Source organism: Bathymodiolus platifrons methanotrophic gill symbiont, from assembly GCF_002189065.1.
Taxonomy (GTDB): domain Bacteria; phylum Pseudomonadota; class Gammaproteobacteria; order Methylococcales; family Methylomonadaceae; genus Methyloprofundus.
Genome location: NZ_BDMN01000210.1, coordinates 1 through 11,216, shown reverse-complemented (window position 1 = coordinate 11,216; position 11,216 = coordinate 1). Strand labels below are relative to the sequence as shown.

General features: G+C 40.6%; 12 protein-coding genes and 3 pseudogenes. 13 read left to right on the top strand and 2 right to left on the bottom strand.

Translation table 11 applies throughout. From position 1 onward, the window contains the following. Nucleotides 1-205 (bottom strand): transposase (locus CDZ78_RS12390; RefSeq protein WP_087870292.1); only part of this gene is annotated, 205 nt, incomplete at its 3' end. 295 nt (nucleotides 206-500) lie between these two features. On the opposite strand from CDZ78_RS12390, the gene CDZ78_RS12385 reads away from it, so the two are divergent. Both CDZ78_RS12385 and CDZ78_RS12380 read left to right on the top strand, forming a co-directional pair. Beyond that, complete coding sequence (locus CDZ78_RS12385) at nucleotides 501-1,052, top strand: recombinase family protein (RefSeq protein ID WP_230990830.1); 552 nt, start codon at nucleotides 501-503, stop codon at nucleotides 1,050-1,052. A 195-nt stretch (nucleotides 1,053-1,247) separates the two neighbouring features. After that, nucleotides 1,248-1,442: a hypothetical protein gene (locus CDZ78_RS12380; protein WP_087870290.1), complete on the top strand. Its 195-nt coding sequence runs from the start codon at nucleotides 1,248-1,250 to the stop codon at nucleotides 1,440-1,442. Between the two features lie 483 nt (nucleotides 1,443-1,925). Here CDZ78_RS12380 and CDZ78_RS22020 read toward each other — a convergent pair whose 3' ends face one another. Beyond that, nucleotides 1,926-2,072: a hypothetical protein gene (locus CDZ78_RS22020; protein ID WP_167374286.1), complete on the bottom strand. Its 147-nt coding sequence runs from the start codon at nucleotides 2,070-2,072 to the stop codon at nucleotides 1,926-1,928. A 12-nt stretch (nucleotides 2,073-2,084) separates the two neighbouring features. Between CDZ78_RS22020 and CDZ78_RS22015 the strand changes: the two genes are divergently transcribed. The 11 genes and pseudogenes from CDZ78_RS22015 to CDZ78_RS12330 all read left to right on the top strand — a co-directional run bounded on the left by CDZ78_RS22015 (nucleotide 2,085) and on the right by CDZ78_RS12330 (nucleotide 10,922). Next, nucleotides 2,085-2,258 carry a hypothetical protein gene (locus CDZ78_RS22015; RefSeq protein ID WP_167374285.1) on the top strand — a complete coding sequence of 58 codons (174 nt, stop codon included), beginning with the start codon at nucleotides 2,085-2,087 and terminating at the stop codon, nucleotides 2,256-2,258. A gap of 118 nt (nucleotides 2,259-2,376) precedes the next feature. Further along, complete coding sequence (locus tag CDZ78_RS12375; RefSeq protein ID WP_087870289.1) at nucleotides 2,377-3,708, top strand: hypothetical protein; 1,332 nt, start codon at nucleotides 2,377-2,379, stop codon at nucleotides 3,706-3,708. A gap of 28 nt (nucleotides 3,709-3,736) precedes the next feature. After that, nucleotides 3,737-4,003, top strand: a pseudogene (locus CDZ78_RS12370) (IS6 family transposase); the annotation flags it as partial. Between the two features lie 146 nt (nucleotides 4,004-4,149). Then, nucleotides 4,150-4,366, top strand: a pseudogene (locus CDZ78_RS12365) (recombinase family protein); the annotation flags it as partial. After that, a pseudogene (locus CDZ78_RS12360) lies at nucleotides 4,365-4,618 on the top strand (DDE-type integrase/transposase/recombinase); the annotation flags it as partial. The pseudogenes CDZ78_RS12365 and CDZ78_RS12360, both read left to right, overlap by 2 nt. 120 nt (nucleotides 4,619-4,738) lie before the next feature. Further along, nucleotides 4,739-5,485 carry a hypothetical protein gene (locus tag CDZ78_RS12355; RefSeq protein ID WP_087870288.1) on the top strand — a complete coding sequence of 249 codons (747 nt, stop codon included), beginning with the start codon at nucleotides 4,739-4,741 and terminating at the stop codon, nucleotides 5,483-5,485. A gap of 83 nt (nucleotides 5,486-5,568) precedes the next feature. After that, nucleotides 5,569-6,708, top strand: coding sequence for a type 2 periplasmic-binding domain-containing protein (locus CDZ78_RS12350; RefSeq protein WP_087870287.1), 1,140 nt, complete (start codon nucleotides 5,569-5,571; stop codon nucleotides 6,706-6,708). Nucleotides 6,709-6,794: 86 nt separating this feature from the next. After that, nucleotides 6,795-7,724 carry a type 2 periplasmic-binding domain-containing protein gene (locus CDZ78_RS12345; RefSeq protein ID WP_087870286.1) on the top strand — a complete coding sequence of 310 codons (930 nt, stop codon included), beginning with the start codon at nucleotides 6,795-6,797 and terminating at the stop codon, nucleotides 7,722-7,724. Nucleotides 7,725-7,790: 66 nt separating this feature from the next. Next, nucleotides 7,791-8,756 carry a hypothetical protein gene (locus CDZ78_RS12340; RefSeq protein ID WP_087870285.1) on the top strand — a complete coding sequence of 322 codons (966 nt, stop codon included), beginning with the start codon at nucleotides 7,791-7,793 and terminating at the stop codon, nucleotides 8,754-8,756. A gap of 29 nt (nucleotides 8,757-8,785) precedes the next feature. Then, nucleotides 8,786-9,925, top strand: coding sequence for an Lcl C-terminal domain-containing protein (locus tag CDZ78_RS12335; protein ID WP_167374284.1), 1,140 nt, complete (start codon nucleotides 8,786-8,788; stop codon nucleotides 9,923-9,925). A gap of 151 nt (nucleotides 9,926-10,076) precedes the next feature. Further along, nucleotides 10,077-10,922: a hypothetical protein gene (locus CDZ78_RS12330; RefSeq protein ID WP_140414037.1), complete on the top strand. Its 846-nt coding sequence runs from the start codon at nucleotides 10,077-10,079 to the stop codon at nucleotides 10,920-10,922. Nucleotides 10,923-11,216: the final 294 nt, after the last annotated feature.

Here is an 11,216-nt window from a genome sequence, read left to right as displayed (position 1 = left end):
GATCCTCTTTGTAATCTTTAACGGCTTTGGAGGGCTCCATTGCTATTTCTGCATTGTCTAAGAATATTTTTTTCCAGTTTTGTAGGTTCTTAGGTGTGATGTTATTTGCACTGGCAATTTCTTGCAGTGTTTTTTCATTCTTTAAAACTTCTAATACCAACTTGCTTTTAAATTCAGCACTGTAGACCGTTCTTTTTCTGCTCATTTTAATACTCCAATTTTTTACAAATAGTAACTAATTTGGAATAAGATTGCTTTGATTTCTTGTCTGGATTTGCTGGGGGATTATACATCGAGTTACAGTTGATTTTCACACAAATATTTATTTTTTTGCGACAGAACCCTTTTGTTCTATAAAAACACTGGATGTGTCATTTATAACCACAGTCAAATATTACACATGAAAAAGTGTCATTTATAAGTAAATTATGGTGCTACTGGACATATTAATGTTAATGTTTATAATGTAAACATTACATATTGATATGAATTAAGGTGATATGATGATTTTCAACTACATTAGAGTTTCAACTGTTTTCCAAAATACTGATAGACAATTAATTAATGTAGCTTGTGATAGAACATACGAAGAAAAGGTATCTGGAAAAGATATTAATAGACCACAACTCAAAGCAATGCTACAGAATATACGCTCTGGTGATAAAATTAATGTTCATGAGTTATCCAGACTTGCCAGAAACACACAAGATTTACTTAAAATTGTTGACCAAATAGTTTCAACAGGCGGCACTATACATTTTCATAAAGAAAACCTGATTTTTAACGGTGACAAAAAAGATGACCCATTCCAAAAATTGATGTTAACAATGTTAGGCGCTATTTCAACATTTGAACGTGATTTGATACTTGAACGTCAGCGCGAGGGAATAGCTATTGCGAAATCCAAAGGTAAATATAAAGGGCGACCATCAAACTTTACTGATGAGATGATTGAAAAGATTAAATATGAATTTTCCAATACTAAAAATAAGTCTGAACTGGCGAGAAACTACGGTATTAGCCGTGGGTATTTGTATGAGCTTGTGAAATAACCTTTAAGGCACCTCCTTACACACATCTTTTTAAACGCTAAGAATCAATGACTTACATAAAGGTGGTAAAGTTTAAGAAATCAGTAAAACCAAGGGTTCCAGAGAATTGTATAAAAACAATGCAATCATGTAACTTATTGATTTATATTGAATCCAATACTTGTGTGTAAGGAGATGCCTTTAAGGTTTCATATTTTGAAAGAGTTAATAAAAGAAAAGAATTGGGTTGATGCAACAGATATAAATACTGAGGAAAAGGTTCTAAAACAGGTTCTGTCGCAAAAAATAAATATTTGTGTAAAAATCAACTGTAACCTGTTTTTATGCAACCAATGGATAAAACATCATCCAGGAGAAAAACTTTCTCATCCATTATTAAAATTACGATAATACAGTGGGAAAGCCAACAGGCGCGCCATGCTACCTCACGAAATTCCGGGACTCCTGTCGCCGTCGCTGAAAATCAGGGAAACGTAGCCTAAGCGAAGTGATGATTTTTAGTCCGCGATAACCGTAGGGCCGTTGTTTTGTCGGAGTCTGAGCGTTAGCGAAGGTGGAGACAAAATAAAAGGCCATCCGACACGGCGTCAAGTCATTTGGAGCCTATGTTCCGACCCCTTGTTGGGTCGGGACGAGGTGACGAGGACGAATCGGGGCCGCCGGAAGCATAAGTGGTCGCGTTAAGTTTTTGCTGCTTGCTTGGGCTGGGATGCCCAAAACAAGCTTTCGCAAAAATAGCGACTCCCCGCAATTTCATCCCGATAAGCCGTCAAGTCAGTGAGGTAAGTTTTAACTTATCGGTTTTAACTTATCGGTTTTAACGTAGCGGCTTTTGTGCGGAGTTGAAGCTGGACGCAGGACGTACTGGGGCATTCAATTAATTCGCCCGAGCGGAATGAACCTTTGGATATGGATGTCCAAAGGCGATATATAGCGAGGATGGCGCACCAGAATTCGTTCACCTACGCAGCGAATAGGAGATGCTCCAGCCGCCCAGCGTCCGCTACAGACTGAGCACAAAGCAGCTCAGTCATGGCTACCTCAAATGGCTCTACGGCTATTCGGGGTAAAATTTCAGCCTCCCTCGCGCGCTATCGCGCACTTCGGATTGGCAAATTTCCCTGCGCCTTCTGGAGACTATCAGCCCGTCCGGGGCTGACAGCGGTAGCATGCGCCATTCAGGAAAATAATAAATTAAAAAAATAGTACCATTTTTAGTTGAACACGCGGATCTTATTTGGCTGAAATTAAATCTTATGCTCGTAAGTAATAAAGTGATTTTATTTTTTGCGACAGAACCTTGTTAAAATAATAGGAAATATCAATGACTACCCTACCAAAAACACTACTTTTAATAATGTTCATAGCTAGTCTTCCACTACAAGCTGAATCCCTAAATGGACATAGGGTTAAGGTAAAATATAATCGCGAGGATGTGTCTGTCTTAACCAAGACTATCACAGCAAGTGACGATGTAAACCCTGATATATCTGATTTCAGAGTATTCGATTTTCTTGATATGAGATACTCAATAGATTTTAAGGAAAATATCGTATCGATAATATACACAGGTATTCATGATTACTATCACCTACAGGTTGGCAAAGATGATAGGTTTATATTCAGAGACGTTGACGATACTTTGAACGATATTACTTGGGTCGAATTAATATGGAATAACTCTATGCTAGCAGGCATTCGTCGATCTGATATTACAGTCCTCAATAAGAATGATTTTATGATTGAAGTGGGAACGGCTGTATGTAGTGCCACACACGACTCTTTTCAAGATTGGTTTTTTCATGCGGACACGGAATGCCATGATGACGATAGCTCTACTGGTTATTTGAATCAAATTAAGGTAAGAGTACACTTCTCTAATGAGAACACTACCAATGCTGAAGCGAGAGCTGCAGCAGAAAGAGCTGAAGAAAGAAAAAGAGCCGATGAAGAAAGAGCTGCAAGGGTAGCTGAGTTAAGAAAAATATCTGATCCTGATTTCTCTATGGATGGACATACTATAGAAACCCGCTGGAAAGAATCAGCCATAAGTACATCCAGTCATAGAGTAGTTGTTACAGCCAGTGATCATGTGAATCCTGATATTGATGATTTCTCTACATTGCCTAATTCAGAAAAACCTGATTCTTATTTTTGGGATATAGATTTTCATGAACAGAATATTGTAATGTCATTTAGTGGTGTTGATGATTATCATATCAATGATTCTTCAGGATTTAATTTTTACGGAAACATTGGCACTATGCCTGAGATTCTAGGAGTAGAAGTTATTGACACGGGATTCTTGCCAGATGGCTTTGATCCAAATTTAGTTACTGTTGATGAGTATAATAATGTCTATGTGGATCTCAAAGGGGCAAACATTGGTTATAACGATATTGTTAAAATAAGACTATTTTTTTCTAAAACACCAGAACTGCCAAATACTGATGAAGATAATAGCAACATTAATGGATTTAATAATGTTGGTCTAATCACCCAGTCTTTTGATACGCATAAGATAAAAGTTAAATCTTGGGAGGTTAAAGCGGGTGATACTAAAGAATTTTTAAATGAGGCAACTGTTAAAGCTAGTGATGAAGTTAAATGGTTCTGTCGCATAAATCCCCCTTCCCAACGCTATCTGCTATCATAATTCTAAATTTCAATAAAAGGTGGATCACATGCTCAGCTTCAAAGGCACTCACTTTCCAAAAGATGTCATTCTTTATGCTGTTTTCTTTTATGTCAGGTATGGCGTTTCGTATCGCGACCTTGAAGAAATTATGGAAGAAAGAGGTGTTGAAGTGGATCATGCTACGCTCAATCGTTGGGTTATCCGTTATTCGCCCGACATTGCTGTAAAAGCTAAATCTCAGAAACGAGAAACAAATAAATCGTGGCGCATGGATGAAACGTATATCAAAGTGAAGGGTCAGTGGACCTATTTATAATAGATGTACGTGCCATAAGAAATTATCACTTGAATAAAATAATGTTTATAATACATTGATTATTTTACGGGTTAAGTGACACAAAACAACCGTTTTTTACTGGGTTATTAAAGTGTCACACAAACGAACGTTTAGGTGACACTATGTTGATGGGTTATATGCGTGTATCAAAAGGCGATGGATCACAAGTTTTAGATTTACAACGGGATGCATTATTGGAGGCAGATGTTTTATCTGAACATCTTTATGAAGATTTTGCTTCAGGTACTAATGATGAACGACAAGGACTCAAAACTTGCCTAAAAGCACTACGCCAGGGAGATACTCTCGTTAGATCGTTTAGGTCGTAATTTACGGCATGAAGGCACAGCTCGTGTGCGATGCGTTAAGCATGGCTATCTAAAGCCAGGGCTCATCCATCACTCTGATCGAGGCACACAGTATGCGAGCAAAAAAGTTAAGAAACTACTCAAGCAACATAAAATTAAAGGGAGTATGAGTCGTAAAGGTAATTGTTGGGACAATGCGGTGGCAGAAAGCTTTTTTGGCAGTTTAAAACAAGAACGTGTTCAGTGGCGACATTACCAAACAAGGCAAGAAGCACAACAAGATTAAGCAATACCATATATCCCCCCTTAAATTGTGACTCCAATAAGGACTCTTCAACACGGATGAAATACATAAGTTAATTTATTAATACAACTTTAAACCTATAAAATTAAGATAACTAAAATGAAGACTAATAAAACACTATTCACTCCCTTGCTATTGTTGATGGCAATAACTTTTACTAATCCCGCTTTTTCAGAAACGGATGCGGGAACCTCCGGAGAAGGACAGGCTGAACAACCTGCTACTGGTGAAGGAGAGGGCGAACAACCCGCTACTGGTGAAGGAGAGGACGAACAACCCGCTACTGGGGAAGGAGAGGGCGACGAACCCGCTACTGAACCCACAAAACCAAATACCATATATGGGGACGGGCCTGGATACTATTGGTCTTATACATGCAGAGACTCTGATATTCGAGCCACATATATATATTTGGCCAACACATCCTCTATAGAACAGGCTAGGGATAGAGCTTCAAACAAGGAAAACACCGCAAAGTGTGACTTAGTGGTATTCGTTAAGGACACCGAAGTACACAAAAATGGATGGGATTCTAAAGACGAGGACTTGTTAAATCTACTTAAAAATCTATCCGAATTCACGCATTGGATAGACGCCCCGATTTATTTCGAAGCCATAAAGACTGCCAGTACGAACGTAGTTCATACTCTGGAGCATACAATTGATAACTTGAAGGATGATGAGTATAACCTCATGGCAGTGAGACTTCATTACTTCGGATACGAGGATGGCTGGCGCGCTGGTGTACATGACGACTGGACTTGGACTCGGGGATACCGAGGAGCTTGGTATAAACGTGGGGCAAGCCGCGCGGGGATTGATTATCAATGGAGTCGCATTCCTTAATAAGTAGTCTAAATTAAGTAGGAGTTCCCCGGACAGGTCGCGAGAGCTGTCCGGGGAACTCCATAATCCTAAAGGATATAAAAATGAAAACTAAACTAATGGTAGCAGCCTCGTTGATGACCTTATTCAACACCGCGGGGCAAGCGGGACAGGAAATCGGGGTGGGGGTACAAAATCCAACACACCAAGTAGGAAGAGGAGGGTTCGGAGTACCTAGAGACCCCCGACCAATCCCAGGGGACACTGACCTATTTGAGAGAGAACTTGAACGTAGGGCGGAGGCAGCTCGTAAGGTAGAAGAAGAGCGTAGAGCTCACGAAGCTAGGGCGGCGGAAGAGGCAGCTCGTAAGGCGGATGAAAGTGGATCCGAGGATTATAATGTAACAGTGGGAGACTGGGAGAACTTTAACCCCCTTACAGCAGGTGGGGATGTTGTAGTACTGGATATAACGGAGGAACGAAAAGAAGAAGAACGTCAAGCTCAAGAAGCTAGGGCAGAAGCAGAAAGAGCCCGCTTAGCAGAAATTGCTAGAATAGAAGCAGAGAAGAGAGAGGCTCGCGCTAACGACATATATCCAGAAATTTATGTGACAAATGCCGAGATGTTCTCTTTGTACGACGACGATCATAGAACTTATTCTTTTTACCCCGAAATCTCTGGTTGGCATATCTTCGAGACATACGGTAATACAGACTCTGTGATGGAGATATATCATAACGGAGAGTCAATTGTCAATGAAGGAGAAAGCGACGGGGATAGAGGGATAGATGATAACGAGCTGCAACATAAGTATCTTGAAGCAGGTGAGAGATATGTTGTACAGGTATATCTGGAGTATTGGACGGTTCGCGGTACTGTAATATTGAACGTCCGTGCTGAGGATACCCCTGAAGAATTATATAATCCTTTAAAACTAGGATACGCTAAGAAGTTTTGGCTAGCTCCCAACAGATCCCACTTCACAACTAAATTTACCCCAAAAGAAACCGGCTGGTATAACATAGAATCTTTCAGTGATGATGAAGATACCGTTATGGAAATTTATAATCCGGCTGGCCATTCTATAGTAGCAGTAGGAGAGAGTGATGGTGACAGAGGAGTAGGTGATGAAGAATTGCAAGTAAAGAAATTGGAAGCAGGTAAAACCTACACTATCCAGGTGTATTTGCAAGACTTAGATGATGAGGGTTTCGCTTGGGTGCATGTTTGGCGTATCTCTTAGAGAACCTATCAAAGTTGTAGTTCAGGAGAAAAGGTTGTCCTTCGGGGCAACTGACCACTGGAAATAAACCTCAAAAGGATATAGAAATGAAAACTAAATTAATGGCTTCGGCCGCGTTGATGATATTATTCAATGCTCCCACTTACGCGATAACACCTAACGTAATGGTTCCCACCAGTGGGGCTTTCTCTGAATCCTCAGGGGATGATGTGGTGTTGGATATAACGGAGGAACGAAAAGAAGAAGAGCGTCAAGCTCAAGAAGCTAGGGCAGAAGCAGAAAGAGCCCGCTTAGCAGAACTTGCTAGAATAGAAAAAGAGAAGAAAGAGGCTCGTGCTAACGACATATATACAGAAATGAATGTGACAATGTCCTATTCATTCGAACTGTCCGGCGACGAACACATGACCTATTCATTTTACCCCGAAATCTCTGGTTGGCATATATTCCAGACCTATGGACCTACGGACATGGTGATGGAGATTTATCATAACGGAGAGTCTATTGTAAATGCGGGTCAGAGTGACGGAGACGGCGGTATAGGGGATAACGAACTTCAACATAAGTACCTTGAAGCAGGTGAGAGATATGTTGTACAAGTCTATCTGGAGTATTGGACAGTCTTTGGATCTACAATCTTAAATGTAAGGGCTGAGGATCCTCCTGAAAAACTCTATGATCCTTTAAAAGTTGGATATGCGAAGAAGTTTTGGCTAGCACCATCCAGATCCCACTTCACAACTAAATTTACACCAGAGGAGTCTGGCTGGTTTCTCATAGAGACTTTCAGTGATGACAAAGATACCGTTATGGAAATTTACCATCCTAAGGGCTATTCTATGGTTGCCTCAGGAGAGAGTGACGGGGATAGAGGAGTAGGTAATGAAGAGTTACACTTACAGTACTTTTACTCGGGTAAAACTTACACAATTCAGGTATACATGCAAGACTTAGATGATGAGGGCTTTGCTTGGGTGCATCTTTGGAGAAGCCACTGGAACCCACTAACGTTGTAATTCAGGAGAAAAGGTTGTCCTTCGGGGCAACTGACCACTGAAAATAAACCTCAAAAGGATATAAAAATGAAAACTAGACTAATGACAGCAGCCGCGTTGATGATCTTATTCAATGCTCCTACTAACGCGATAACACCTAACGTAACGGTTCCCGCCCCTGGGGCCTTCTCTGCACCCCCAGGGGATGATGTGGTGCTGGATGTAACGGAGGAACGAAAGGAAGAAGAACGTCAAGCTCAAGAAGCTAGGGCAGCAGCCGAAAGAGCCCGCTTAGCAGAAATTGCCAGAATAGAAAGAGATCGCTTAGCAGAGATTGCAAGAATAGAAAAAAAGAAGAGAGAGGCTCGCGCTAACGACATATACCCTGAAATCTATGTGACAGAAGCCGAGTTGTTCTCTCTGTACGACGATGAGCACAGAACTTATTCTTTTTACCCCAAAACCTCTGGTTGGCATCTCTTCCAGACTTATGGGTTCACGGATACCGTTATGGAGATATATCATAACGGAGAGTCTATTGTAAATGAGGGTAAAAGTGATGGTAACGACGGGATAGATAATAACGAGCTTCAACATAAGTATCTTGAAGCAGGTGAGAGATATGTTGTACAGGTATATCTGGAGTATTGGACGGTTCACGGTAGTATGCTATTAAATGTCCGGGCTGAGGATCCTCTGGAAAATCTATATGACCCTTTAAAATTGGGATACGCTAAGAAGTTTTGGCTAGCTCCAACCAGAACTCACTTCACAACTAAATTTACCCCAGGGGTCACGGATTGGTATAACATAGAATCTTTCAGTGATGATGAAGATACCGTTATGGAAATTTACCATCCTAATGGCTATTCCATGGTGGCAGCAGGAGAGAGTGATGGTGACAGAGGAGTAGGTGATGAGGAATTGCAAGTAAAGAAATTTGAAGCAGGTAAAACCTACACTATTCAGGTGTATTTGCAAGATTTGGATGACGAGGGTTTCGCTTGGGTGCATGTTTGGCGTAGCCGTAGAGAACCTATCAATATGTCATGATTAAGCAATACATTAAAAAAGGGGATAACATGAAAAAAATAACGTTACTACTGGTCTTATTAAGTTTTCAATGCGTAAATGCGGCGGGGTTTGAACCCGTTAGACCTACTCAACGGGCAGATAAGTATAGGGTTGGAGATAAGGGTCCCTCTGGGGGTCTGGTGTTGTCTATACTTGGTAATAGTGGGGTCGAAGCCGCACCTTTTGACCTCGATGATTACTACCCCGAGCATCCAGAGTTTGAACTTACATGGGTTGAAGCTAAAGAATACCTAAGGAATCACTGGGATCATAATCAACACCTAGATTGGAGGTTGCCGTCTATTGCTGAACTTATGAGAATAAAAGATCTTCAAGATTCTGGTTTAGAAACTAACATGAAAGAATCTTTGTATTGGAGTGATACAACTTTTTATAATGAAGATGACGAAAAGTCAGCTTATATTTATTCTTTTTACCCAGATGAATATCCGCAAGTAGACTCCTGGGTAAAATCTAGACCCCTATTCGAATATAGACCCGTATTCGCTGGCTATAAGCTGAGTACCCGCCCAGTTCGTCGATTCACATGGGTGAATCATATATGTGATCATCTTGATAACTTGAGTAACGAAGATAAGAAAGACTTTGTTGATATTTTATCAATTGAGGAGAGGAATGAAATTCAGAACTCTGAGTGCTCAATAGAATACAATGTCGGTGATGTTGGACCCGCAGGTGGATGGGTGTTTTCTGTAAATGAAGAGGGTTCTCATGGCCTAGAAGCCGCGCCAGAGGACATCCGAGGGCAATGGTTCTGTCATTACAAAAGCCTCGAAGGTAATGCGTTAAGGCGAGGACTAGGCGAGGGTAAAGAAAACACCTTAGACATGATAGAATATGGATGTCTTGGTGTGGCATCCACTGTTGATAAATATGCGGTAAATGGTTACGATGACTGGTACTTGCCAAGTCATGGGGAGCTTGACCTGATGTACAGCAATATTAATGAAATAGGAAACTTTCAAAAGACTGGAGGAAGACTGGATACAATGTATTGGACTTCAACAACTAATGAGATATATCAAAACTCCCTAAGATTCAGTTATATACGCGATTTCAGGAATGGATGGTCAAACTTAGCTGAGAAAACATTTAATTTCCGAGCAAGACCAACTCGAGAATTTTAGAGGCTCTGCTTAATTCATCTAAAAGGTTGCAATCTTTAGACCAAACCATATAATTTTAGCAGTAGAAGATTCCCACACAGTGCTCTTCTACTGCTAAAAGGCAGGATCTAAAGATTAAAAACATAATTAAAATGAAATTGAGAATAATAAAATGAAAGATACAAGAAGTAGAATCAAGATTTATCTTATGCTATTTGCATTTCTAAATAGCATGAATGTGACTGCGGGAGGATTTGGATCCGCGGATGGAGATACCGGATTTGGGAAATGGGATACCCAGGAGGTGGAGGAGGAGGAAGAAGAGCGTCCTAAAGACGTATATCCCGAGATGTCTTTGCAGATGGCTAAGTCGTTTACTCTGTATGACGATGTTGACGATGGGCAAACCCTTGTTACATATTCTTTTTACCCCGAGGTGACGGGGTGGCATGTATTCCAGACATACGGTAATACAGACACCGTTATGGAGATTTATCATAACGGACACTCCATTGTTCCGGAAGGAGAAAGCGATGGGGATAGAGGGGATGGTAATAACGAGCTTCATCATCAGTGGCTTGAAGCGAAAGAACGAATTACAGTACAGGTATATCTCCACCACCACATGAGTCGAGCTTCTGTCATCCTAAACGTCCGTACTGAGGATCCCCTTGAAGAATTATACAAACCTTCAAAATTGGGATACGCTAAGAAGTTTTGGCTAGATCCCGGCAGATCTTACTTCACAACTAGATTTACACCAAAAGAATCCGGATGGTATAACATAGAGACTTTCAGTGATGATGAAGATACCGTTATGGAAATTTATAATCCCCAAGGCCATTCTATGGTAGCGGCGGGAGAGAGTGATGGAGATAGAGGCGTGGACAATGAAGAATTGCAAAGAAAGTACTTTGATGCAGGTAAAACGTATACAATTCAGGTCTACATGGAGGATTCAGACGATGAAGGGTTTGCTTGGGTGCATGTTTGGAGAAGTTCGTGGAACCCTCTATAAAGGATTAGTTTAGGACGTTCTTTATAGATAAATAAAGGTCTTTAAATACAGCTAAGGAATAAGCACGAAACAACTTCCCGATATTAATTATTCTTGAGGAATTGCACGGTAATTCTATTTTGGTAAATGTGTATCAAATACAATCGGCATTATTTCTGGTTCTGTCGCATAAATCCCCCTTCCCAACGTTATCTGCTATCATAATTCTAAATTTCAATAAAAGGTGGATCATATGCTCAGCTTCAAAGGCACTCACTTTCCAAAAGATGTCATTCTTTATGCTGTTTTCTTTTA

Bases quoted from the DNA above. Each gene is read 5' to 3' on its own strand.
- CDZ78_RS12335 (WP_167374284.1), top strand. From the start codon at position 8,786: ATGAAAAAAATAACGTTACTACTGGTCTTATTAAGTTTTCAATGCGTA.
- CDZ78_RS12340 (WP_087870285.1), top strand. From the start codon at position 7,791: ATGAAAACTAGACTAATGACAGCAGCCGCGTTGATGATCTTATTCAAT.
- CDZ78_RS12330 (WP_140414037.1), top strand. From the start codon at position 10,077: ATGAAAGATACAAGAAGTAGAATCAAGATTTATCTTATGCTATTTGCA.
- CDZ78_RS12350 (WP_087870287.1), top strand. From the start codon at position 5,569: ATGAAAACTAAACTAATGGTAGCAGCCTCGTTGATGACCTTATTCAAC.
- CDZ78_RS12355 (WP_087870288.1), top strand. From the start codon at position 4,739: ATGAAGACTAATAAAACACTATTCACTCCCTTGCTATTGTTGATGGCA.
- CDZ78_RS12385 (WP_230990830.1), top strand. From the start codon at position 501: ATGATGATTTTCAACTACATTAGAGTTTCAACTGTTTTCCAAAATACT.
- CDZ78_RS12345 (WP_087870286.1), top strand. From the start codon at position 6,795: ATGAAAACTAAATTAATGGCTTCGGCCGCGTTGATGATATTATTCAAT.
- CDZ78_RS22015 (WP_167374285.1), top strand. From the start codon at position 2,085: ATGGCTACCTCAAATGGCTCTACGGCTATTCGGGGTAAAATTTCAGCC.
- CDZ78_RS12375 (WP_087870289.1), top strand. From the start codon at position 2,377: ATGACTACCCTACCAAAAACACTACTTTTAATAATGTTCATAGCTAGT.